This window comes from Pseudomonas sp. MSSRFD41 (genome assembly GCF_014230245.1).
GTDB lineage: Bacteria > Pseudomonadota > Gammaproteobacteria > Pseudomonadales > Pseudomonadaceae > Aquipseudomonas > Aquipseudomonas piscis.
In genome coordinates this window covers 153,905-177,763 of the sequence record NZ_JACKZK010000011.1, presented here as the reverse complement: position 1 = coordinate 177,763, position 23,859 = coordinate 153,905, and the positions used below count along the sequence as shown (strand labels likewise).

Here is a 23,859-nt window from a genome sequence, read left to right as displayed (position 1 = left end):
TTACTTCTTCTTCGCCGGAGCGGCCTTGGGCTCGAGCTCGGCGGTCATGTCGGCCAGCAGCTTGTTGACCACCGGCACTGCGCTTTCCAGCTTGCCCTGGGTCATCTGCGCCGATTGCTGGGTCAGCTGGGGCATCTTCTCCAGGACTTTCTTGCCCAGTGGCGACTGGTAGAAAGCCACCAGATCCTTGAGCTCCGATTCACTGAAATTGCTGGTGTAGAGCTTGACCATGTCCGGTTTCAGCTTGTTCCAGCCGATGGCCTGGTCCAGGGCCGCGTTGGCCTTGGCCTGGTAGGTTTCCAGCAGCGCGCGCTTGGATTCCGGAGCCTTGGTCTGCTCGAAACGCTGGGCGAACATTTGCTGCACTTGCATGTAGACCGGGGTACCGAGCTTGTCCGCATGGGCCAGGGTCAGGAAAGCCTCGGCACTGGCGTTGTGGCTGGCGGTATCGGCAAGAACCTGGCCGCTGGCACAGACCAGAACAACCGCGGAACAGAGGGCACGAAGACGGGTCATCGAGTTTCCTTTTCTAGCAGGCGAGGTAGAACCCCAAGGGCGTCCATTCTGCGCCTATTGTTCCGCGTCCCTCAACCCCACCCGGTTTTGCCCGGGCCAATGGCAGGGATAAATCCCGCCAAGGGAACCCGAGCCTCGGATCAGGGCCTAAACTGGCCAGTCAGACTAGGAGGATCGCCACGATGAATCGAATCGAAACTGACAGCCTGGGCCAGGTTGAAGTCCCGCAGGAAGCCTACTGGGGCGCTCAGACCCAACGCTCGCTGGTCAACTTCGCCATCGGTACCGAACGCATGCCACTGTCGGTCCTGCACGCCCTGGCGCTGATCAAGAAAGCCGCGGCCCGGGTCAACAACCGCAACGGCGACCTGCCCGCGGATATCGCCCGGCTGATCGAACAGGCCGCCGACGAAGTGCTGGCCGGCGAGCACGACGACCAGTTCCCGCTGGTGGTGTGGCAAACCGGCAGCGGCACCCAGAGCAACATGAACGTCAACGAAGTGCTGGCCGGACGAGCCAACGAGCTGGCGGGCAACCCTCGCGGCGGCAAGGCGCCGGTGCACCCCAACGATCACGTCAACCGCTCCCAGAGCTCCAACGACTGCTTCCCCACCGCCATGCACATCGCCACCGCCCAGGCCGTGCAATTCCAACTGCTGCCGGCCATCGCCGAACTCTCCGGTGGCCTGGCCGAGCTGTCGGCGCGGCACATGAAGCTGGTGAAGACCGGACGCACCCACATGATGGATGCCACGCCGATCACCTTCGGCCAGGAACTCTCGGCCTTCATCGCCCAGCTGAGCTACGCCGAGCGGGCGATCCGCAGTGCCCTGCCGGCGGTCTGCGAACTGGCCCAGGGCGGCACCGCCGTGGGTACCGGGCTGAACTCGCCCCACGGTTTCGGCGAAGCCATCGCCGCCGAACTGGCCGCCCTCTCCGGCCTGCCGTTCGTCACCGCGCCCAACAAGTTCGCCGCCCTGGCCGGCCATGAACCGCTGACCGCCCTGTCCGGCGCGCTCAAGACCCTGGCCGTGTGCCTGATGAAGATCGCCAACGACCTGCGCTTGCTGGGTTCGGGGCCGAGGGCCGGCCTGGCGGAGGTCAAGCTGCCGGCCAACGAGCCGGGCAGTTCGATCATGCCCGGCAAGGTCAACCCGACCCAGTGCGAAGCCTTGTCGATGCTGGCCTGCCAGGTCATGGGCAACGATACCGCCATCGGTTTCGCCGCCAGCCAGGGCCATTTGCAGTTGAACGTGTTCAAGCCGGTGATCATCCACAACCTGCTGCAATCGATCCGCCTGCTGGCCGATGGCTGCAGCAACTTCCACCAGCACTGCATCACCGGCCTGGAGCCCGACCCGGTGCAAATGGCCGCCCACCTGGAACGCGGCCTGATGCTGGTGACCGCGCTCAACCCGCATATCGGCTACGACAAGGCCGCCGAGATCGCCAAGAAGGCCTACGCCGAGAACCTGACCCTGCGCGAGGCGGCGCTGCAACTGGGTTACCTGGACGATGCGCAGTTCGACGCCTGGGTCCGCCCGGAAAACATGCTGGAAGCCGGAAAACAGGGCTGACATCCAGAGTGGGCGGCTGGCTCATGCCACCGCCCGTGATCGTCACCTGGCGCCACCGCGCCGACGCCGTGCCCGCAGCCCCTCGATCAGCGACGGCCCCAGGGCCGTCAGCGCCGAACCCAGCACCACCAACAACGCACCGCCGTAACCCAGGCCGTTGATCTGTTCCGCGTGCACGTACTGCGGCCACACCCAGGCCGCCCAGGCCACGGCGGCGAAGGTCACCAGCGGGGTGATGGCCAGGGTCGCACTGACCCGCGATGCCTCCCAATGGGCCAGGGCTTCGGCAAACGCGCCATAGGCCACCAGGGTATTGAGGCAGCAGGCCAGCAGCAGCCAACCTTGCAACGGCGTCAGCGCCAGGACCTCCAGCGGATGAACCCAGGGCGTGAGCAGCAAGGCACAGGACAGGTAGATCACCATCATCACCTGCAATGAATTCCACACGCTCAGCAACTGCTTCTGGCCCAGTGCATAGAAAGTCCAGACCGCCGACGCCGCCAGCACGGTGAGCACGCCAGCGGTGTAGTCGCCCAGGGAGGTCAGCAACTCGGCCAGGCGCTGGTTGAAGAACAACCCGAACCCCACCAGCAATACCAGCAGGCCCAGGCCCTGCCCCAGGCTGAAACGCTCCTTGAACACCAGCACACTGGCGACCAGCAACAGGATCGGCCCCATCTGCACCACCAGTTGCGCGGTGCCCGGGCTCAACAGGTTCAGGCCCATCAGGTACAGCACGTAGTTGCCCACCAGGCCGCCCACCGCAAGCGGCACCAGCCAGGCGCCTCGTGGCCCGAGCTGGCGCCAGTCGGGCAGGCGGCGTACCGCCGCCAGGTAGACCAGCAGGCACCCGCCGGAGACCAGCAGGCGGAACCAGGTCACGGTGACCGGATCCATCGCTTGCAGCACGTGCTTGAGCTTGATGGGCAGGATGCCCCAGAGCACCGCCGTCACCAAGGCGAGGAACAGGCCGTAGGCCCAACGACCGGATGAAACATGCATGCCAACCCCACAAGACCTGCCAGCGACGGGCACATTCTAGGGCCGGAACCTGGAGCAACACAGCGGCCATGAGCGGCCGAGCGCAAACAGGATGGTCCAGGTCGCAAACACGCAAGCCGGCCCCATCGTAGCCGGCTGGTATAGCAGCAACAGGCCTAGCGCACGGCCTCGAACAGCCCGGTGGCGCCCATGCCACCCCCTACGCACATGGTGACGATGCCGTAGCGCAGGTTGCGCCGCTGCAGCTCGCGCACCAGGTGTCCGACCTGGCGCGAGCCGGTCATGCCATAGGGGTGGCCGATGGCGATCGAGCCGCCATTGACGTTGTAGCGGGCGTTGTCGATTTCCAGGCGCTCGCGGGCATACAGGCACTGGGACGCGAAAGCCTCGTTGAGTTCCCACAGGTCGATGTCGGCGATGCCCAGGCCCTTGGCCTTGAGCAGCTTGGGCACCGAGAACACCGGGCCGATGCCCATTTCGTCCGGCTCACAGCCGGCCACGGTGAATCCCCGGAAAAACGCCTTGGGCTTGAGCCCCAGGGCCAGTGCCCGCTCCAGGCTCATCACCAGGGTCATCGAAGCCCCATCGGAGAGCTGTGAGGAGTTGCCAGCGGTCACCGAACCATCCTCGGCGAACACCGGCTTGAGCGCCGCCAGGTTCTCCAGGGTGGTGTCCGGGCGGTTGCAGTCGTCGCGATCCACCACGCCATCGAGGATCTGCACCTGCCCGGTGTTCTTGTCCTCGACCTTGTACTTGACCGCCATCGGCACGATCTCGTCGTCGAACAGGCCGGCGGCCTGGGCTTGGGCGGTGCGCTGCTGGCTCTGCAGGGCATAAAGGTCCTGGCTCTCGCGACTGACCTTGTAGCGTCGAGCCACCACCTCGGCGGTCTGGCCCATGGGGAAATAGATGCCCGGCACCTGTTCCTTGAGCAATGGATTGATCAGGTTCTCGGTGTTGACGCTCTTCATGGTCAGGCTGATGGACTCCACCCCGCCGGCGACGATGATGTCGCTGCAGCCGGAGGCGATCTGGTTGGCGGCGATGGCGATCGCCTGCAACCCCGAAGAGCAGAAACGGTTGAGGGTCATGCCCGCGGTGCCGGTGCCCAGGGCCGAAAGCACGGCGACGTTGCGTCCGATGTTGTAGCCCTGGGCCCCTTCGTTGGAGCCGGCGCCGACGATGCAATCCTCGACGCTGGCCGGGTCGATGCCAGTGCGCGCCAACAGCGCATTGACACAATGGGCGGCCATGTCGTCCGGACGGGTCTGGTTGAACTTGCCGCGAAAGGACTTGGCCAGGCCAGTCCGCACGCTGTCGACTATCACCACTTCACGCATGACGCTCTCCTTGTTGTTGCCAGCTCAAGAGCGTCGAGCATAGATCCGCGGCCAACTGGCCGCGACGATCATTCATTGGCCGTATGCGTGGCCATCGGCCTACTTCTTGTGTTTCTTGTCGTGCCGGTCGCTGCGCTCGAAGGCCTCTTCCAGAGTCCGGTTGATGGTGCGCAGGACCTTGACCCGGGCCCAGCGCTTGTCGTTGGCCTCCACCAGGGTCCAGGGCGCCACTTCGGTACTGGTGCGGTCGACCATGTCGCCCACCGCGGTGCGGTAGTCATCCCACTTGTCGCGGTTGCGCCAGTCGTCCTCGGTGATCTTGAAGCGCTTGAAGGGGATCTCTTCGCGCTCTTGGAAGCGCTCCAGCTGGGTGTCCTTGTCGATGGCCAGCCAGAACTTCACCACGATCACCCGGGCATCGGCCAACTGCTCCTCGAAGTCGTTGATCTCGCTGTAGGCACGCAACCAGTCGGCCGGGCTGCAGAAACCCTCCACCCGCTCCACCAGCACCCGGCCGTACCAGGAACGATCGAAGATGGTGAATTTGCCCCGGGCCGGGATTTGCCGCCAGAAACGCCAGAGGTAGGGCTGCGCGCGCTCGTCTTCGGACGGCGCGGCGATCGGCACGATGCTGTATTGGCGTGGGTCCAGCGCCGCCGCCACCCGGCGGATGGCGCCGCCCTTGCCCGCCGCATCGTTGCCCTCGAACACCGCCACCAGGGCGTGCTTGCGCATGCGCTTGTCGCGCAACAGGCCGGCCAGGCGCGCCTGCTCGGTGATCAGTTGCTCTTCGTAGTCGTCCTTGTCCAGGTGCTGGGTCATGTCCAGGCTGTCCAGCAGGCTCAACTGGTCCACCGCTGGCGGCAACGGCGCGGCGTTGACCTGGGCCGGCTTGAGCGGCTTGCGAGCCAGGGCGCTCTGCAAGCCCTCGAGGAGGATGCGGCCCACGGTAAGGCTGCGGTAATGCGGGTCCACGCCTTCGATCACATGCCAGGGCGCATAGTCGCGACTGGTGCGGCGCAACACTCGCTCGCCGTACTTGACGAACTTGTCGTAGGTCTCCGATTGCTGCCAGTCCAGCGGGCTGATGCGCCAGCTGTGCAGCGGATCGTCCTGCAGGGCCTTGAGCCGGGCCTTCATCTGCTTCTTGGACAGGTGGAACCAGAACTTGAAGATCAGCGCGCCCTCATCGCAAAGCATCTTCTCCAGGCGCTCGGCAGCATTGATCGCCTGGTCCAGGCGCGGGTCCTTGATCTGCCCATGCACCCGCCCCTGGAGCATCTGGCTGTACCAGTTGCCGAAGAACACCCCCATGCGCCCCTTGGCCGGGAGCATGCGCCAATAGCGCCAGGCCGGTGGCCGCGACAGCTCCTCGTCGGTCTGCTGGTCGAAGGTGCGCACCTCGATCAGGCGCGGGTCCATCCATTCGTTGAGCAGCTTGACCGTCTCGCCCTTGCCCGCCCCTTCCACGCCATTGATCAGCACGATCACCGGGAATCCGGCCTTCTGGCGCAACTCGAACTGCGCCTCGAGCAAGGCTTCGCGCAAGGCCGGCACTTCGGCGTCATAGGTTCCCTTGTCGATGGCGTGACCGATTTCAGCGGATTCGAACATGGGTGGCTCCCTTCCAAGAATTTTCCAAGACTAGCGGATGGACCTCGGCCAGGGAAAACAAATCCAGAAGCGCCAACGGCTTGCCATGGATCAAGCGCCGACCCGGTGATCGGCTAGAATGGCCGCCTTGCGCCACATGAGCCGAACATGACAGCAGAACTGCCCTACGCCCAGCTCGACTGGGACGACCAAGGACGCCCGCGTTCGCGGGTCTTCGACGATGTGTATTTCTCCAGCGACTCGGGGCTGGATGAAACCCGCCACGTCTTCATCGAACAGAACCGCCTGGGGGAACGCTTCGCCGCCCTGGCCGCCGGCCAGCGCTTCGTCATCGGCGAGACCGGCTTCGGCACCGGGCTGAACTTCCTCTGCGCCTGGCAACTGTTCCGGCAACAAGCGCCGGCCGGGGCGCGCCTGCATTTCGTCAGCGTCGAAAAATACCCCCTGAGCCATGCCGACCTGCAACGGGCCCTGGCGCTTTGGCCGGAGCTGGCCGACCTGGCACAGCCGCTGCTGGAGCAGTACCAGGCGATCCACGGTGGTTTCCAGCGCCTGGTCCTGGACCAGGGCCGGGTCATCCTGACCCTGTTGATCGGCGATGCCCTGGAGCAACTGCCGCAACTGGACGCCCAGGTGGACGCCTGGTTCCTCGATGGTTTCGCCCCGGCGAAGAACCCCGAGATGTGGACCGCCGAGCTGTTCGCCGAACTGGCCCGCCTGGCCGCACCGGGCGCCAGCATCAGCACCTTCACCAGCGCCGGCTGGGTGCGGCGCCTGTTGAACGCCGCGGGCTTCAAGATGAAGCGCACCCCGGGTATCGGCCGCAAATGGGAAGTGCTGCGCGGCGAGTTCCTCGGCTGGCCCGAAGAAACGCCCGCTCCGACCGCAGCCAAGCCCTGGTTCGCCCGCCCACCACGACAAGACAAGACCGCCCTGGTGATCGGCGGCGGCCTGGCCGGCTGCTCCAGTGCCGCCAGCCTGGCCGCCCGTGGCTGGCAGGTACAACTGCTCGAACGCCACGGGCAACTGGCCCAGGAAGCCTCGGGCAATCCCCAGGGCGTGCTCTACCTCAAGCTATCGGCCCACGGCACGGCGTTGTCGCAGATGATCCTCAGCGGCTTCGGCTACACCCGCCGCCAGCTCGAACACCTGCAACGGGGCCTGGACTGGGACGCCTGCGGCGTCCTGCAACTGGCGTTCAACCCCAAGGAGGCCGAGCGCCAGGCACAACTGGCCGCGGCCTTTCCCCACGATTTGCTGCACATCCTGGACCGCGAGCAAGCCCAGGCCCGGGCCGGCATTGGCCTGGAATACGGCGGGCTGTTCTTCCCTGAAGGGGGCTGGGTCCATCCGCCGGCGCTGTGCCAGTGGCAAGCCGGGCATCCAGGCATCCAGGTCCTGACCCATCGACAGGTGCTGGAACTGCGCCGGGTCGACCAGCAGTGGCAGGCCTGGGACGGCGAACAACTACTGGCCAGCGCCGCCGTGGTGATCCTCGCCGGCGCTGCCGAGATCAAGCAGTTTCCCGCCAGCGCCGAGTTGCCCCTCAAGCGCATCCGTGGGCAGATCACCCGCCTGCCGCAAACGGCACGCAGCCAGGCCCTGGCCACGGTGGTCTGCGCCGAAGGCTATGTCGCCCCGCCCCGGCTGGGGGAGCACACCCTGGGCGCCAGCTTCGATTTCCACAGCCAGGACCTGGCCCCGACCACGGCCGAACATGCGGGCAACCTGGAAATGCTGCGGGAAATCTCCAGCGACCTGCTGCACCGCCTGGAGGTCGAACAACTGCCCCTGGAAGATTTGCAGGGCCGCGCGGCCTTTCGCTGCACCAGCCCGGACTACCTGCCCATCGTCGGCCCGCTGGCGGACCCCGCCGCCTTCGTCGATACCTATGCCGCCCTGGGCAAGGACGCTCGCCAGGTACCGGACCTGCCCTGCCCCTGGCTCGAAGGCCTGTACATCAACAGTGGCCATGGCTCGCGCGGCTTGATCACCGCGCCGTTGTCGGGGGAGCTGCTGGCCGCCTGGCTGGAAAACGAGCCCCTGCCATTGCCCAGGAGCGTGGCCGAGGCCTGCCATCCGAACCGCTTCGCCCTGCGCCGGCTGATTCGCGGCAAGGCCTGAAACAAGGCCCCGGCAGCCGCTTGCCGGCGGCGCTGCCTGCCCCTCACTGCCCCGCCCCGGCCCGTCCGGGGTTGGACAAGACCTGGCGCTTATTACCCATCGATCTAAAACTCCCGAGTTATGCACAGGTCAGTTTCCAGGTAGCCGTGATTTTGGCGGCGACGGATTGACTCTTCCCCAACGGAAACAACCGGTAAGGACTTATGTGCGGATTAGCTGGAGAACTACGTTTCGATCACCAACCTGCCGACCTTGCGGCAGTTGAACGCATCACCCACCACCTCGCCCCCCGCGGTCCCGACGCCTGGGGCTTCCACAGCCAGGGGCCGATCGCCCTGGGCCATCGGCGCCTGAAGATCATGGACCTGTCGGACGGTTCGGCGCAGCCCATGGTCGACAACCAGCTGGGCCTGTCCCTGGCCTTCAATGGCGCGATCTACAACTACCCCGAGCTGCGCGCCGAACTGGAAGCCGAGGGTTATGCCTTTCATTCCGGGGGCGACACCGAAGTACTGCTCAAGGGCTACCACGCCTGGGGCGCCGAGCTGCTGCCCAAGCTCAATGGCATGTTCGCCTTCGCCATCTGGGAGCGCGACAGCAAGCGCCTGTTCCTGGCCCGCGACCGCCTCGGGGTCAAGCCCCTGTACCTGTCGCGCACCGGCCAGCGCCTGCGCTTCGCCTCGACCCTGCCGGCACTGCTCAAGGGCGGCGACATCGATCCGCTGCTCGACCCGGTCGCCCTCAACCACTACCTGAACTTCCATGCCGTGGTCCCGGCTCCCAGGACCTTGCTGGCCGGTATCGAGAAACTGCCGCCGGCCACCTGGATGCGCATCGAGGCCGATGGCCGCAGCGAGCAGCAGACCTGGTGGACCCTGGCCTATGGCCCGGCCGCCGACGAAACCCGGCTGACCCTGGAAGACTGGCGCGACCGGGTGCTGGACAGCACCCGTGAAGCGGTGGCCATCCGCCAACGGGCGGCGGTGGACGTCGGCGTGCTGCTGTCCGGCGGCGTCGACTCCAGCCTGCTGGTGGGCCTGCTGCGCGAAGTCGGGGTGGACGAGCTGTCGACCTTCTCCATCGGCTTCCAGGATGCCGGCGGCGAACGAGGCGACGAGTTCCAGTATTCCGACCTGATCGCCCGGCACTACGGCACCCGCCATCACCAACTGCGCATCGCCGAGCACGAGATTATCGAGCAGTTGCCCGCTGCGTTTCGCGCCATGAGCGAGCCGATGGTCAGCCACGACTGCATCGCCTTCTATTTGCTATCCCGGGAAGTGGCCAAGCACTGCAAGGTGGTGCAGAGCGGCCAGGGTGCCGACGAGTTGTTCGCCGGCTACCACTGGTATCCGCAGGTGGACGGCGCCGATGATCCCTATGACGCTTACCGCGCGGCGTTCTTCGACCGCAGCTACGAGGACTACGCCGCCACCGTGCAACCGCGCTGGTTGCTGGACCACGACGCCGCCGGCGACTGGGTCCGCGAGCATTTCGCTCGTCCCGGGGCCGAGGCTGCCGTGGACAAGGCCCTGCGCCTGGACAGCACGGTGATGCTGGTGGACGACCCGGTCAAGCGTGTGGACAACATGACCATGGCCTGGGGCCTGGAGGCCCGCACGCCCTTCCTCGACTACCGCCTGGTGGAGCTCTCGGCCCGGGTCCCGGCGCGCTTCAAGCTGCCAGACGGCGGCAAGCAGGTGCTCAAGGAGGCCGCGCGGCTGGTGATTCCCAGCGCGGTCATCGACCGCAAGAAAGGCTACTTCCCGGTACCGGGGCTCAAGCACCTGGAGGGCAAGACCCTGGACTGGGTCCGCGAACTGCTGCTGGACCCGAGCCAGGACCGCGGCCTGTTCAATCCGGCGATGCTCGACCGCCTGCTGACCGACCCCCAGGGCCAGCTGACGCCGTTGCGCGGCTCCAAGCTGTGGCAGCTGGCGGCGTTGAACCTGTGGCTCAGTGAACAAGGAATCTGATCGATGAAAGCCCATACGGCCTACAGCCAACGCCTGCTGCGCGGCCAGGCCCCTACCTACGAGCGCCTGCAGGCGCGCTTCGCCGAGGACGGCAACGAACCGGGCAAGGCACCGGTGGCCGTGCACTGCGGCTGGGGTCGCCTGCTGATCGGCCATACCTTCCCCGACGCCACCCGGCTGGCCGAGGAACTGCTCAACGAGCGTCCCGGCGAGCGCGACATCGCGCTGTATGTGGCCGCGCCCCAGCAGGTGCTGGGGCTGGAACCGGCGCAACTGTTCCTCGACCCCTCCGACACCCTGCGCCTGTGGTTCAGCGACTACCGCCAGGCCACCCGGGTGTTCCGTGGCTTTCGTATCCGCCGTGCGCAAAGCGCCGCCGACTGGCAGGCCATCAACCAGCTGTACCTGGCCCGGGGCATGCTGCCCATCGACCCAGAGCTACTGACCCCACGCCACCAGGGCGGACCGGCCTACTGGCTGGCCGAGGACGAGGACAGCGGCGCACTGATCGGCAGCGTCATGGGCCTGGACCATTACAAGGCCTACCAGGACCCGGAGCACGGCAGCAGCCTGTGGTGCCTGGCGGTGGACCCCGACTGCAGCCGACCGGGCGTTGGCGAGGTATTGGTGCGCCACCTGATCGAACACTTCATGAGCCGTGGCCTGAGCCACCTCGACCTGTCCGTGTTGCACGACAACCGCCAGGCCAAGAACCTCTACGCCAAGCTGGGTTTTCGCACCCTCTCGACCTTCGCCATCAAGCGCAAGAACGGCATCAACCAGCCGTTGTTCCTTGGCCCCGGCCCCCAGGCGCAGTTCAACCCCTATGCCCGGATCATCGTCGAGGAAGCCCATCGCCGGGGTATCGATGTACAGGTCGACGACGCCGAGGCGGGCTTGTTCACCCTCAGCCACGGCGGGCGCCGGGTGCGCTGCCGGGAATCCCTGAGCGACCTGACCAGCGCCATCAGCATGACCCTGTGCCAGGACAAGAGCCTGACCCACAAGGTGCTCAAGGGCGCCGGACTGAACCTGCCGGCGCAGCGCCTGGCGGGCAACGCCGACGACAACCTGGAGTTCCTCGACGAGCATCGTCGGGTGGTGGTCAAGCCCCTGGACGGCGAACAGGGCCAGGGAGTGGCCGTGGACTTGCGCAGCATCGAGCAGGTGCAGCAGGCCATCGAGCAGGCACGCAAGTTCGACAGCCGGGTGCTGCTGGAAAGCTTCCACGAGGGCCTGGACCTGCGCATCCTGGTGATCGGCTTCGAAGTGGTGGCCGCGGCCATCCGCCGCCCGGCACAGATCATCGGCGATGGCCAGCACTCCATCGGCGCCTTGATCGAAGCCCTCAGCCGTCGGCGCCAGGCGGCCACCGGTGGCGAGAGCCGCATTCCCCTGGACCACGAGACCCAGCGCACCCTGCATGCCGCCGGCTACGACTACAACAGCGTGCTGGAACCCGGCGAGCTGCTATGCGTACGGCGTACCGCCAACCTGCACACCGGCGGCACCCTGGAAGACGTCACCGATATCCTCCATCCGCAGTTGGCCGATGCCGCCGTACGCGCGGCCCGCGCCCTGGATATCCCGGTGGTCGGCCTGGACCTGCTGGTGACGGCGGCGGACCAGCCCGAGTACGTGTTCATCGAAGCCAACGAGCGTGCCGGGCTGGCCAACCACGAACCGCAACCGACGGCCGAACGTTTTGTCGACCTGCTGTTTCCCCTCAGTCAACCAACCCCCTGAGCCCCTGGGGCCTGCGGCGCCAGCGAGCGCCGCAGGTCTTGGTCGAAGCCATCGACGGGCGTTTTTTCGTCAGGAGTTTCCATGACCCACACGATCGCCGAACCGGACCTCGCCTACCTGCAGAAGGTCCTCCTGGAAATGCTCGCCATTCCCAGCCCCACCGGTTTCACCGACACCATCGTGCGTTATGTCGCCGAACGCCTGGAGGAACTGGGCATTCCCTTCGAACTGACCCGGCGCGGCACCATCCGCGCCACCCTCAAGGGCCAGAAGAACAGCCCCGACCGGGCCGTCTCGGCACACCTGGACACCATCGGCGCCAGCGTCCGCGCGGTGAAGGACAACGGCCGCCTGACCCTGGCGCCGGTGGGCTGCTGGTCCAGCCGCTTCGCCGAGGGCAGCCGGGTCAGCCTGTTCACCGATAACGGCGTGCTGCGCGGCAGCGTGCTGCCGTTGATGGCCTCCGGGCATGCCTTCAACACCGCGGTGGACGAGTTGCCCATCAGCTGGGACCACATCGAGCTGCGCCTGGACGCCTACTGCACCACCCGCGCCGACTGCGAATCCCTGGGCATCGGCGTGGGGGATTTCGTCGCGTTCGACCCCCTGCCGGAGTTCACCGAAAGCGGTCATATCAGCGCCCGGCACCTGGATGACAAGGCCGGGGTCGCGGCGCTGCTGGCCGCCCTCAAGGCCATCGTCGACAGCGGCGAACCCTTGTCGATCGACTGCCACCCGCTGTTCACCATCACCGAGGAAACCGGTAGCGGCGCCGCCGCAGCCCTGCCCTGGGACGTCAGTGAATTCGTCGGCATCGACATCGCGCCGGTCGCTCCGGGCCAGCACTCCAGCGAGCATGCGGTGAGCGTGGCCATGCAGGATTCCGGTGGTCCCTACGACTATCACCTGTCGCGCCACCTGCTGCGCCTGGCCGGGGAGCACGAGCTGCCAGTGCGCCGCGACCTGTTCCGCTATTACTTCAGCGACGCCCATTCGGCGGTCACTGCCGGCCACGATATCCGTACCGCGCTGCTGGCCTTCGGCTGCGACGCCACCCACGGCTACGAGCGGACCCATATCGACAGCCTGGCGGCGCTGGCCCGGCTGCTGAGCGCCTATATCCTCAGCCCCCCCGTGTTCGCCAGCGATGCGCAGCCGGCCCAGGGCTCCCTGGACCGCTTCAGCCACCAACTCGAGCATGACGCGCAGATGGAAAGCGAGACTCGGGTGCCTTCGGTGGACAGCCTGGTGGGCAACCGCTCCTGAGAACCAGCCGGGGGTTTGTGCACGCGATGGCTGGCGGCGCGCACCTGGCCCCGGTAGCATCCGGGATTGTTTGCCGGAGCCCCCTTATGCTGATTCCCCACGAGCTGCTTGAAGTCGACACCCTGACCCGCCTGATCGAGGACTTCGTCACCCGCGAAGGCACCGACAACGGCGATGAAACCCCGCTGGAAACCCGGGTCTTGCGGGTTCGCCAGGCCCTGGGCAAGGGGCAGGCGGTGATCGTCTTCGACCCCGACAGCGAGCAGTGCCAGTTGATGCTCAAGCACGATGTGCCCAAGGAACTGTTCGACTGAAACACCGCCAGGCCGCGGCTCAAGGGGTCGTGAATCGCGGCCCGAACAGGATCACGCTGGCGCCGATCACGCACAGCGCCAGCCCCAGCCAGTCCGACCCCAGGGGGCGAACCCGCTCCACCACCGCCAGCCAGCCAATCGACGCGACGATGTAGATGCCCCCGTAGGCGGCATAGGCGCGCCCGGCGTAGGCGGCCTCGACCTTGGTCAACAGCAGGGCGAACAGGGTCAGGCTGACCAGCGCGGGAATGACCCACAGGGCACTCTTGCCCTGGCGCAGCCACATCCAGAAGGCATAGCAGCCGAAGATTTCGAACAGCGCGGCGAGGAAGAACCACAGGTAGTTGAGCATGCAAGGTCTCGTCAGGATTGCCGGGTGCCGGCAACCCTAGCGAGGCCCCGGGCCCAGGGCAAGTTCAGTGGGTGCCTTGCTTGGCCTTGGCGCGCATCTTCTCGGCCATCTGGGTCATTTCGGCGTACAGCGCCTGGGGGTTGTGTTGCTTCAGGGTCCAGGCCAGGCGTCCCTGCTCATGGGGCAGGATCATGAACTGGCCGGCCTGCACCTGCTGGTGGACATAGTCGGCGATCTGGCTGGCGCTGATAGGCGAGCTCTCCAGCAACTTGCCCACCTGGGCCTTCATCGCCGGGGTCGGGCCACGGAAGGAGTCCAGCAGGTTGGTCTGGAAGAACGACGGGCAGACCACGTGCACGGCGATTTCCTGCTGCGCCAGCTCGACCAGCAGGCTTTCCGAAAGCGCCACCACGCCGGCCTTGGCCACGTTGTAGTTGCTCATGGCCGGCCCCTGCATCAGGGCGGCCATGGAGGCGATGTTGATGATCCGCCCCTTGCTCTGCTCCAACAGCGGCAGGAAGGCCTTGCAGCCCTTGACCACGCCCATCAGGTTGATCGCGATCTGCCAGTCCCAGTCCTCCAGGGACAGCTCGCTGAAGAAACCACCGGAAGCCACGCCGGCGTTGTTGACGATGATATCGATGCCCCCGAACTTGAGCTCGCAAGCCTGGGCGAGCGCCGTCAGCTGGCTGTAGTCACGCACATCGCAGCGCTGCACGAACCCATCGCCACCGGCTTGGCGAACCCGCTTCAGGGTCTCTTGCAAACCCGCCTCGTTGACGTCGGACAAAGCCAGCCGCCAACCCTCGCGCGCCCAGCGCAAAGCGATTTCGCGCCCCAGGCCGGAGCCGGCGCCGGTGATCATCATGCGATTGTGCATAACAGTTGCCTTGTAGGTCCTGGAAAGATGGACGCCAGTGTAGCGAAGGCCCCGGCGCGCCCCATGCACCATCAGGGTGCTGAATGGCACGGGCAAACCCCTGCCCCGGTCCGGCCCTTGGGAGCGACGGCGCTGGCCGGCGAAAAACTTTGAATCTTGCGCACCGGCAACGAGTCCGAAACAGTAAGCGGCCCATGTTGCGAACAAGACAGGTGCGCAATCTTCGCCGCTCGACCAATACTTCCTGAAAGGACATCGCTATGGGCACCATCCTGATCATCATCCTGATCCTGCTGCTGATTGGCGGCCTGCCGGTCTTCCCCCACTCCAGAAGCTGGGGCTACGGCCCTTCAGGGGTTATTGGCGTGGTGCTGGTCGTACTGTTGGTGCTGCTGTTGCTCGGCAGGATCTAGGGCACAAGACGCTTCGGCAGCTTTGGGCCGGGCAAAAAAACACCCCTGCAAGAGGGGTGCATGGAGGCTTGGTCAACCCGGCCGGCGCTCGAAGGCGAGCCGGCCGGGTGCCTTGGCGATCAGTCCGGCTTGCCGTTGACCACGCCTGCAGTGTTGTCCAGCAGGCTCTTGGTCGCGGTTTGCAGGAAAGACTCGAGTTTCTGCTTGAGTTGCGCCTCGTCGGCGGATTCCGGGATCAGCTCTCCACCCGGGTTGGCCCCCAATTCGTACCTGTACAACCGCGGCGACATTTCCTTGGGCAGTACCAGGACCCGATCGGCGGTCAACAGAGCTACGGTCTGGTCACTGCCCGAGGGCTTGATCACGCCGAAGCCCTTGTCACCCTCAGGCAGGTTGAGCAGGTCGCGTCCCCAGCACTGGTGCAGGACGTCGCCACCCAGGCGTCCCATGATGGTCGGCACGATATCGATCTGGGTGCCCACGGTGTGGTCACGCTGGCCGAACTTCTCCTGGATGCCCGGAGCGATCATCAACATCGGCACGTTGAAACGGCCCAGGTCCATCTCGGTGATCTGCTGCTCGTTGCCGAAGCCATGGTCGCCGACCACCACGAACAGAGTCTCCTTGAAGTACGGCTCCTTGCGCGCCTTCTCGAAGAACTGGCCCAGGGCCCAGTCGGAATAACGCATGGCGGTCAAGTGCTCATTGAGGCTGCCACGATCGGTCACTTTTTCCACCGGCAACGGCGTCGGCAAAGCGTACGGCGTGTGGTTGGACAAGGTCTGCAGCAAGGCATAGAACGGCTTGCCGTTTTCCCGGGCCTTCAGTTCCTGCAGGCCACGCTCGAACATGTCCTGGTCGGACACGCCCCAGGTCGGGTCGGAGAACACCGGATCGACGAAGTCGTTGCGACCGATGAAGTTGGTCATGCCCTGGTTGCTGAAGAAACCCGACTGGTTGTCCCAGGCGAAGTCGCCGTTGTAGACGTACACATCATCGAACTTGCGCGCACTGAGCAATTGCGGCAGGCCGGACAGCTTGTGGCTGCCTTCCGGGGTCTGCATCAGGTATTCGAAGCCCGGCAGGTTGGGGAAGCAGGCCATGGTGGCGAACATGCCCTGGTGGGTATGGGTGCCATTGGAAAAGAAACGGTCGAACAGCAAGCCTTCCTTGGACAGCTTGTCGAAGTATGGGGTGACTTCGCCCGGACGGCCCAGGGCACCCACCGAATGCCCAGCGAAGCTCTCCATGAGGATCACCACGACGTTCTTGATCGGCAGGGTCTTATCCGCGTCGGGAGTGTAGTTTCGGCGTACGGCCGCGACATCGGCATCCACCAGCTTGTCGCTCGGGACCAGCAACATATCGCGTACGGTCTGCTGGGCCAGGGGCTGAGGCAGGGTCGCCTTCCAGATGTTGGTGCGATCCTCGGACATGCGGTCCTTGGCGGCGGCCAACAGTTGCAGGGTGCCGTTGAGGCCCAGTTGGTTGGCGAAGTTCGATTCGGTGGTGTAGACGTCACCCCAGCGCATCGGCGGCCCTTGGCGCAGGGTGCCGCGGGCTGCCACTACGCAGACCACCAGGCAGACCACGAACACTGCCAGGCGCGCGTACCAGGGTGCGATCTGGCGCGCCCCGACACTGCCGCCAGTGAATGGTCCACGGGGCCGGGTAGCACGATCGGCCCCCTTGAACGCCAGGCTCAGCAGCCAGGTGCCCACGACCCAGGCCAAGAGGTAGCGCACCACCGGGAAGCCGTACCAGAGCATGCTCATCACGGTCTTCGGGTCTTCCTTGACGTACTGGAATACCAGGCCATTGAGGCGCTGGTGGAACTCACGATAGAAGTCCATTTCCATCAGGCCGAGGAACAACGCGATGCTGGAGGTCAGCGTCAGCCAGAAGCGCAGCAGCCCGCGGGCGGCCATGGCCCGGGCACTGAACAGCGCCAGCACCAGCGGCACGCAGAGGTAGACCACCAACCGCAAGTCGAAACGCAGGCCGTTGGCAAACGCCTCGAGGAAGGTCGAGGCCGGCGTATCGAGGATCATCTCGCGGTTGTAGACCAGCAGCGCAACGCGCAACAGAGTGAACATCACCATCATGACCAGCGCACAGAGGAGCGTGTAGGCCAGATGGGATTTGACGGTCGGTTGCAGCAAGCGATTCGGGGATCGCTGCTGGCTCAGGGCATCCGAGTTTGCCATGTCGTTTTAGGACCCATTGGAAGTTTAAGTTGCAAGGATGAAGCGGCGTTCAGCCCTCTTGTTGCCGCCGGGGGCGACGGGGGAATACGCGGTGCGCAGATGTTGCACGATCACTGGAGGCATTGCCATTACTTGGTGGCAGGCGTATGCACCTGGCCACCAACGGCTCTGGGGCAATGAATGGCAGGGAGTGACAGCGAAAAAAACGCTGGCGAATTGTCTTCGAGCGTTTGTGAAAATTTCGTTCAAGGCATGTTTAGTCACACAAAAAAGGACCTCGCGGCCCTTTCTTGCAGAAGCTCGACCCGTTGTCGGTCAGAGGCGGACATTCCCCCGGGGTCCGGCGATGGCCCAGATGATCAGCCCCAGCACCGGCAGCAGGATGATCAGCAGTACCCAGAGGATCTTCATGCCCGTCTCGGCGCCGCTCTTGAGGACGTTGATGATGGCCCAGATATCCAGGGCCAGGATGATCAGGCCGACCAGGCCATTGAAGGTGGAACCCATGATGTCGCTCCCTAGTGATGGTGTGCTTCCTTCTAGGATAGCCGGGCGCCATCAGGGTTCCGCGAGATCACCACGGCATTGGCGATTCAGACGTGCACCGCGACCTTCAGGGCCTCCAGGGCCGGAGCCGCGGCGATGCCCACCTCGGCACACAGCTCCAGCACCCGCGGCACATCGTGGCCGTAGACCAGGACCATCTGCAGTTCGTCGTCCAGCAACTGGCTGAAGTTCATCAGCACGTAACCGCCGTTCTCCGGGTTCATGCTGCCCATCTGGATCTGGATCCGGTTCAGGGCGGTCAAGGCTTCGGTCTTGGCCAGTTGCTTGGGCTTGATATTGAACGACACATCCTTGCCGAAGGACGCGACGATCTGGCTGAACAGGTCGACATAGGTATCGGCCTGGAACAGCACCGTGTCCGGCAGGCTGCCGACCACCACCCACTCACCCAGGGGGATGGGGAAGCTGTCGTCATAGTTGATGTCGGGGTTGGCCGCCAGGAACGCCTCGGGATCGGCATAGGCCTGGCTCGCTTCGTCGGCGATCCGCTGGATCTCGGCGTCGCCCATGCAACCGGAGCTGATTCTGGTGATGAGTTCGATAAGGGCGGTCTTCATGGGCGCATCCTGGAGGCAAGGAAATTTCGAGGGCGCGAAGGATAGCCTAAAGTCCGCGGCCGGTCCTGCTGCAACGACGAGGGCCCAAGCCCTCGCCGCCCTCGCGCCTCAGGCCAGGAGTTGTTCCAGTTGCGCGGTGGTATCCACCGCGCCCATGGTCCTGGCCGCCTCCAGGGCGTTCACGCCATTGGCATCGCGAGCCTTGGGATCGGCCCCCTGGCTGATCAGGTAGGTGACGATCTCGGTGCGGTTGAACATGGCTGCCATCATCAGTGCAGTACGCCCGTCGAAAGAGGCGCCCTCGACCTGGGCACCACCCTCCACCAGCGCCTTGACCACCGCCAGGTCGCCCTTGAAGGCGGCCCCGGCGATCGGGCTCTGGCCGTTGTCGTTGCGGATCTCGGGGTCGGCCTTGTGCTTGAGCAGCACCTGCACCGCATCCACATGCCCGTAGTACGCGGCCAGCATCAGCAGGGTATCGCCCTTGTGGTTGCGCAGGTTGACCGGCAGGCCACCACCGGCCAGTCGGTCGAGCATCTGGGCATCGCCCTGGCGGGCGACGTTGAACACCTGCTCGACGAACTGGGCGGCCTCGTCTTCGGTCATCTGGCGGCTTTTGTCGGTCATCGGAAACTCCAGGTTCGGGCAATCGGAATGTCGCTAGTTTCCCCAAGCCGGCCGCAGCCTGTCATCCTCTTTTTCCCAAGGGCCGCCATAGACAGAATCAATAGCGCAGGCGCCCTGCCTGGATGTCGGCGAAGATTTGCGGGGTCAATCGTTCATAGGTGTCCGAGCCCGGCAACCAGGCATAGATCGGATCGTCTCCGGTGCGTTCGAGATCGAAGGCCTGCTCCTTCAGGCGGCTCTTCTGGTATTTGAAAGTGCCGGTGGTGTCCATCTTCACCTTGATCCGCAGGAACAGCGGCACCGCATAGCCCGGCAGTTGCTGCCGGGCGAACTGCAACAGCGCACCGAAATCCAGGGTCGCCAGGGACTCCGCCGGGGTGATCGCCACCATCCCCGCACGGCCGTTGGTGTTATGAATCTCCACGCCGTAGGCCACCACCTCGGCGATTTGCGGGTGCCCCAGCAGGATGTTCTCCACCTCGGTGGTGGAGACGTTCTCGCCCTTCCAGCGGAAGGTATCGCCCAAGCGATCGACGAACTGCACATGGCCAAAACCGATGTCACGCAGCAGATCGCCGGTATTGAAGTAGCTGTCGCCCTTCTCGAACACGTCCTTGAGGATCACCTTGAGGTTCTTCTCCGGATCGGTATAGCCATCCAGCGGTGCCTTGTCGTCGATCTTCGCCAGCAGCAGGCCCTGGCCGCCCTTGGCCACCTTCTGCATGAACCCCTGGCTGTTGCGCAGCGGCGCACCGGTGTCGTGGGCATACTCCACCAAGGCCCAAGGAATCAGGGAAAACCCGACGGTGTTGTCGAAGTTGAGAATGTTGCTGAAGCCGATGTTGCCGTCGCTGGCGGCGTACAGCTCGCAGATATGGCCGACGCCGAAGCGCTGCTTGAATTCACTCCAGACCCCCGGGCGCAGGCCGTTGCCGATCATCTTGAACACCTGGTGGTCGCTGTCACGCGGCGAACCCGGCTGGTCGATCAGGTAGCGGCACAGTTCACCGACATAACCTATGGTGGTCGCCTGGAAGCGCCGGGCATCGTCCCAGAACTGGCTGGCGCTGAACTTGCGGCGGATGGCGAACCCCGAGGCCCCGGTGATGGCCGAGCCCCAGCACACGCACAAGCCGGTGGCGTGATACAGCGGCAAGGTGCAATACAGCACATCCTCAGGCTGCATATCCAGGGCGATGGTGCCGAAGCCGGCACTGGTGCGCATCCAGCGCCCGTGCTTGAAGATGCCTGCCTTGGGCAAGCCGGTGGTGCCGGAGGTATAGATGTAGAAGCAAGGGTCATCGAGGAAGATGCGCTGGGTCTGGGCCAGGTTGTCCCCCGGGTAGCCGGCACTCTCGGCCATCAGGTTGACCAGCCCTTCGGGGGTGGCTCCGGGATCGGCCAGGGTGTCCTGGTCGGCGATGTACCAGGTACGCCGCGGCTCGATGGCGACCTGGTCGCGCACCGCCGAATAGGCCGCCAGCAATTCGGCGCCGACCACGATCGCCACCGGCTTGACCAGGTTCAGGCTGTGCACCAGCACACTCTGGGTCTGCGCGGTGTTGACCATGGCGCAGATCCCGCCGAGCTTGGCCACCGCCAGTACCGTGACCAGCAGTTCCGGACGGTTTTCGATGAAGACCGCCAATACATCGCCCTTGCCGATGCCCTGCTCCTGCAGGTAGGCCGCGATGCGGTTGGCCCACTGGTTGACCTGGGAGTAGCTCAGGACCCTGTTGCCATACAGCAATGCCGGCCCTTGTGGATTGCGCCTGGTCGCTTGTTCGAAGCTCCAGCCCAGGCCGCAGGGCTGGTCCGCTTTCTCGATGTTCCCGGCCCTGATGCCGCGCACCACCCGTGGCAATGCCCGGGCAATGGATGGCACCTTACGCAGCATCATGCCCCAGGTGATCATGTCGCTCTTTTGCTTGCTCATGGTGGCTCCGGCTCGACGACAAAGGTCTGTGCCCGGACCTGGCCGGCCGGGCGCTGGCAACGGATGACGTGCTGGGCTCAACCGGGAGTGGCGACCCGGAATCGGAGCACCGGCAGGCGACGCAGGCTGCAGCTGCTGGAAAGGAACGACGGATGAGTCGGGGAGAATGCGGCAGGCAGCGCCGCCGAGGGTATGCACAGATCGTTCATGAAGGGCGTCCTATATTCTTATTATCCTTCGGGCGAGGTCACCAGGACCGCGCCACAACACATTCCATGTCGCTGCAAGCCCCTGCCCAGCGCAGCCGCAAGACCAGCGCAGCAAGGGCTGACGAGCTGGAAAATACGTCAGCCCTCACGAAGCTGTACACGGGGTTTTTGCAAAGTTTTGTATCTCCAGCGCCGCCCTTTCATGGCACTCCATGGCCCCGGATCGGCATTGAATTTTCTTGCCTGCCCGATGGTCACAATGAGCAAGGCCACGCTGCGCCCTGCCCCGCCACAACCTGCAAAATGCAGGATGCACGATGGCGATTCATGCAATTTGCACGAATTCTTTTTTCAGGTGACTTTACAAGCCATTGATATATAAGGGTTTTTATAAAATCCAATACTGGCACAATCGCTGCACCTATCACTCCATGCTTGCCCTTCAAGAACTAACGGAGCTGATAGACATGAGCCTGATCCAAGAAAAGTTTTCCTCCCTGTTCTCCAACTTCGAAGTGACCACCCTGGCGCGCCCCGATGGCGGCATCCTGCTCACCCTGCGCAATAGCGAGGGCAAGGAATTCAAGCGTTCGATTTCCTACGCCCAACTGCACGCCGCAGACCAGCTGTCGTGGGTCATCAGCGCCATCCGCCGCGACCTGGCCGAGCAGGCCAGCGAGCTGCCGCAGATTTCCCTGCTGCAGAGCCAGAACCGCTTCGCCCTGCCGACTTACCACTCCCTGTAAGCCGCTGCCCATCCCGCTGCTCGGGCCGGCCCCACCTTGCGTGGCGCCGGCCCGAGTGCATTTGCCAGGTCAGTCGTCCAGGCGCGGGAAACCACTGGCGATGTCGTCACCGGTGATCCTGGCGGCGTGGGTCGCGGTCTTGTCGCCGAACAAGCGGATGGCCACCAGGTCCGGCTGCTCGCCCATGTCGAACCAGTGGGCCGTGCCTGCCGGCAGCGAGACCAGATCATGCCGTTCGCATACCAGGCCATACACGTAGTCGTCGATATGCAGGTAGAGCAGCCCGCGCCCGGCCAGGAGCAGCAACGCCGCGTCGCCATCCAGGCGCTGCTCCTCGGGCAAGTTGCCGTCGATGTCCGCGTAGCTGCCCTTGCGGCTGAGCACTTCCAGCGAGGCATGGCCGCGCTGGCTCATCAGGGGATCGAGTTGGGCCTGGCAAGCGGCCAGGACCTGTTCCTGGCTGGCGCCGGGTTCGATCCGGGTAGCGTGCGACCAGCGCTCGATGGCGATGCCCTGCTCGGCCAGGGTGGCGGCGATATCCTCGAAATGGGTCAGGACCTTGTTCGGCAGGTCCGGGCTGGAGACGTGATAGACGGACAGGCTGCTCATAGTGGTGACTCCTGGAGTTTGATGGGGCCGTTCGGACACAGCGCTGGCACCTTCGTCGAAGGCGCCTCGGCAGGGTGGCTGGCTGTGCCAGGCAACAGTGCGAGAGACAGGCTCAGGGCCTCTGCTCTTGCATGCGGGCGGCAATGATAACGGCTGCGGCCAGGGCTGCGACGCTGGCCATACTAAAGGTCAATGTCGCCCCCAGGGCGTTCCAGCTGTAGCCGGCATAGAGCGCTCCGAGAGCGCCGCCAGTGCCCGCCAGGGCTGCGTACAACGCCTGGCCCTGGCCTTGCTGGCGCGCCCCGAAGCTGCGCTGGACGAAATGAATGGAGGCAGCGTGGAAGCTGCCGAAGGTCGCGGCATGCAGCACCTGGGCCAACAGCAGCACCCAGAGGAACTCCGCCAGGCTGCCCAATAGCAACCAGCGCAGGGCCGCCAGCAGGAAGCTGGCCAGCAGCACCCGGCGTACGGAGAACCGCGCCAGGATCCGGCTCATGGCCAGGAACATCAGCACCTCGGCCACCACCCCGAGGGCCCAGAGCATGCCGATCAATCCACGGCTGTAGCCCAGGCGCTCCAGGTGCAAGGTCAGGAAGGTGTAGTAAGGACCATGGCTCAGTTGCATGAGCGCCACGCACAAGTAGAAAGCCAGCACCCCGGGGGCCCGCACCTGCCGGAGAAATCCCTCCCCCGCCAGGCGCTGCCCCTGGGCCAGCGGCTGGGCATTGGGCACCCATAGGCTGCTGAGGACGATCCCCGCCATGATCACCACCAGGGTGACCGGGTAGATATCCAGGCTCAGCCACTGGAACAAGCGCCCCAGGGCCACCACCGTGAGAATGAAGCCGACGGAGCCCCAGAGGCGGATCTGGCTATAGCGTGAGGCTTGCCCCTGCAAGTGGGCCAGGGTGATGACCTCGAACTGCGGCAGCACCGCGTGCCAGAAGAAGGCATGCAGGGCCATGACCATCGCCAGCCAGGCGTAGCTCTGGTCGATGAAGATCAGGGAAAAACAGCCCAGGGTGCAGATCGCGCCGAAACGCACGATGGCCAGGCGCTGGCCGGTGTAGTCGCCGAGCCAGCCCCAGAGGTTCGGCGCCACGCACCGCATGAGCATGGGGATGGCCACCAGCTCGCCGATCCGCGCGCTGGAAAATCCCAGGTGATCGAAGTACAGCGCCAGGAACGGCGCGGTCGAACCCAGCAGCGCGAAATAGAACAGGTAGAAGCTGGAAAGCCGCCAGTACGGCAATGTCGCCACGGTCATCCGAGCGTGGCGAC

The 23,859-nt window shown here is 65.0% G+C and carries 22 protein-coding genes; 9 read left to right on the top strand and 13 right to left on the bottom strand.

Annotated features, from left to right (window positions below; all coding sequences use genetic code 11):
- Window positions 1-516 (bottom strand): DUF2059 domain-containing protein, encoded by a 516-nt coding sequence (locus H7A76_RS18415; protein WP_085596795.1) that lies wholly within the window; start codon window positions 514-516, stop codon window positions 1-3.
- 182 nt (window positions 517-698) lie between these two features.
- On the opposite strand from H7A76_RS18415, the gene H7A76_RS18410 reads away from it, so the two are divergent.
- On the top strand, window positions 699-2,093 hold the full coding sequence (locus tag H7A76_RS18410) for a class II fumarate hydratase (RefSeq protein WP_185699802.1): 1,395 nt from the start codon (window positions 699-701) through the stop codon (window positions 2,091-2,093).
- Between the two features lie 42 nt (window positions 2,094-2,135).
- Here the strand turns inward: H7A76_RS18410 and H7A76_RS18405 are convergent, their stop codons facing one another.
- From H7A76_RS18405 to pap, 3 genes are all read right to left on the bottom strand, one after another.
- Window positions 2,136-3,095: a DMT family transporter gene (locus tag H7A76_RS18405; protein WP_185699801.1), complete on the bottom strand. Its 960-nt coding sequence runs from the start codon at window positions 3,093-3,095 to the stop codon at window positions 2,136-2,138.
- Between the two features lie 155 nt (window positions 3,096-3,250).
- Window positions 3,251-4,435 carry a thiolase family protein gene (locus H7A76_RS18400; protein ID WP_185699800.1) on the bottom strand — a complete coding sequence of 395 codons (1,185 nt, stop codon included), beginning with the start codon at window positions 4,433-4,435 and terminating at the stop codon, window positions 3,251-3,253.
- 99 nt (window positions 4,436-4,534) lie between these two features.
- Window positions 4,535-6,049 carry a polyphosphate:AMP phosphotransferase gene (gene pap / locus H7A76_RS18395; RefSeq protein WP_185699799.1) on the bottom strand — a complete coding sequence of 505 codons (1,515 nt, stop codon included), beginning with the start codon at window positions 6,047-6,049 and terminating at the stop codon, window positions 4,535-4,537.
- A gap of 147 nt (window positions 6,050-6,196) precedes the next feature.
- On the opposite strand from pap, the gene mnmC reads away from it, so the two are divergent.
- The 5 genes from mnmC (at window position 6,197) to H7A76_RS18370 (ending at window position 13,475) form a co-directional block, all read left to right on the top strand.
- Complete coding sequence (mnmC, locus tag H7A76_RS18390) at window positions 6,197-8,173, top strand: bifunctional tRNA (5-methylaminomethyl-2-thiouridine)(34)-methyltransferase MnmD/FAD-dependent 5-carboxymethylaminomethyl-2-thiouridine(34) oxidoreductase MnmC (protein ID WP_185699798.1); 1,977 nt, start codon at window positions 6,197-6,199, stop codon at window positions 8,171-8,173.
- Between the two features lie 203 nt (window positions 8,174-8,376).
- Window positions 8,377-10,149: an N-acetylglutaminylglutamine amidotransferase gene (locus tag H7A76_RS18385; RefSeq protein ID WP_185699797.1), complete on the top strand. Its 1,773-nt coding sequence runs from the start codon at window positions 8,377-8,379 to the stop codon at window positions 10,147-10,149.
- A gap of 3 nt (window positions 10,150-10,152) precedes the next feature.
- Window positions 10,153-11,895, top strand: coding sequence for an N-acetylglutaminylglutamine synthetase (gene ngg / locus H7A76_RS18380; RefSeq protein ID WP_185699796.1), 1,743 nt, complete (start codon window positions 10,153-10,155; stop codon window positions 11,893-11,895).
- Window positions 11,896-11,976: 81 nt separating this feature from the next.
- Entirely contained in the window at window positions 11,977-13,161 is a 1,185-nt protein-coding gene (locus H7A76_RS18375; RefSeq protein ID WP_185699795.1) for an osmoprotectant NAGGN system M42 family peptidase, read from the top strand.
- Window positions 13,162-13,247: 86 nt separating this feature from the next.
- On the top strand, window positions 13,248-13,475 hold the full coding sequence (locus H7A76_RS18370) for a YheU family protein (protein ID WP_068587640.1): 228 nt from the start codon (window positions 13,248-13,250) through the stop codon (window positions 13,473-13,475).
- A gap of 19 nt (window positions 13,476-13,494) precedes the next feature.
- Here H7A76_RS18370 and H7A76_RS18365 read toward each other — a convergent pair whose 3' ends face one another.
- Window positions 13,495-13,827, bottom strand: a complete 333-nt coding sequence (locus tag H7A76_RS18365) for a YnfA family protein (protein WP_185699794.1) — start codon at window positions 13,825-13,827, stop codon at window positions 13,495-13,497.
- Between the two features lie 64 nt (window positions 13,828-13,891).
- Complete coding sequence (locus H7A76_RS18360; protein WP_185699793.1) at window positions 13,892-14,707, bottom strand: SDR family oxidoreductase; 816 nt, start codon at window positions 14,705-14,707, stop codon at window positions 13,892-13,894.
- A gap of 254 nt (window positions 14,708-14,961) precedes the next feature.
- Here H7A76_RS18360 and H7A76_RS18355 point away from each other — a divergent pair, with 254 nt between their 5' ends.
- A complete protein-coding gene (locus H7A76_RS18355; protein WP_172681654.1) occupies window positions 14,962-15,120 on the top strand; it encodes a DUF3309 family protein in 159 nt (52 codons plus the stop codon).
- 119 nt (window positions 15,121-15,239) lie between these two features.
- Here H7A76_RS18355 and H7A76_RS18350 read toward each other — a convergent pair whose 3' ends face one another.
- The 5 genes from H7A76_RS18350 to H7A76_RS18330 form a co-directional block, all read right to left on the bottom strand.
- Window positions 15,240-17,327, bottom strand: coding sequence for an LTA synthase family protein (locus H7A76_RS18350; RefSeq protein WP_185699792.1), 2,088 nt, complete (start codon window positions 17,325-17,327; stop codon window positions 15,240-15,242).
- Between the two features lie 315 nt (window positions 17,328-17,642).
- Window positions 17,643-17,834 (bottom strand): PLDc N-terminal domain-containing protein, encoded by a 192-nt coding sequence (locus H7A76_RS18345; RefSeq protein ID WP_011062611.1) that lies wholly within the window; start codon window positions 17,832-17,834, stop codon window positions 17,643-17,645.
- Between the two features lie 86 nt (window positions 17,835-17,920).
- Window positions 17,921-18,451, bottom strand: a complete 531-nt coding sequence (locus H7A76_RS18340; RefSeq protein ID WP_185699791.1) for a hypothetical protein — start codon at window positions 18,449-18,451, stop codon at window positions 17,921-17,923.
- Between the two features lie 108 nt (window positions 18,452-18,559).
- On the bottom strand, window positions 18,560-19,078 hold the full coding sequence (locus H7A76_RS18335) for an ankyrin repeat domain-containing protein (protein WP_185699790.1): 519 nt from the start codon (window positions 19,076-19,078) through the stop codon (window positions 18,560-18,562).
- Between the two features lie 97 nt (window positions 19,079-19,175).
- On the bottom strand, window positions 19,176-21,014 hold the full coding sequence (locus tag H7A76_RS18330) for a long-chain-acyl-CoA synthetase (protein WP_185699789.1): 1,839 nt from the start codon (window positions 21,012-21,014) through the stop codon (window positions 19,176-19,178).
- A 275-nt stretch (window positions 21,015-21,289) separates the two neighbouring features.
- On the opposite strand from H7A76_RS18330, the gene H7A76_RS18325 reads away from it, so the two are divergent.
- Complete coding sequence (locus H7A76_RS18325; RefSeq protein WP_185699788.1) at window positions 21,290-21,598, top strand: hypothetical protein; 309 nt, start codon at window positions 21,290-21,292, stop codon at window positions 21,596-21,598.
- Between the two features lie 92 nt (window positions 21,599-21,690).
- Window positions 21,691-21,969 (top strand): DUF3509 domain-containing protein, encoded by a 279-nt coding sequence (locus H7A76_RS18320; protein WP_022640152.1) that lies wholly within the window; start codon window positions 21,691-21,693, stop codon window positions 21,967-21,969.
- 69 nt (window positions 21,970-22,038) lie between these two features.
- On the opposite strand, the gene H7A76_RS18315 is transcribed toward H7A76_RS18320, so the two are convergent.
- Both H7A76_RS18315 and H7A76_RS18310 read right to left on the bottom strand, forming a co-directional pair.
- Window positions 22,039-22,578 carry an acireductone dioxygenase gene (locus H7A76_RS18315; protein WP_185699787.1) on the bottom strand — a complete coding sequence of 180 codons (540 nt, stop codon included), beginning with the start codon at window positions 22,576-22,578 and terminating at the stop codon, window positions 22,039-22,041.
- Window positions 22,579-22,690: 112 nt separating this feature from the next.
- Window positions 22,691-23,845, bottom strand: a complete 1,155-nt coding sequence (locus tag H7A76_RS18310; protein WP_185699786.1) for an MFS transporter — start codon at window positions 23,843-23,845, stop codon at window positions 22,691-22,693.
- Between the last annotated feature and the right edge of the window lie 14 nt (window positions 23,846-23,859).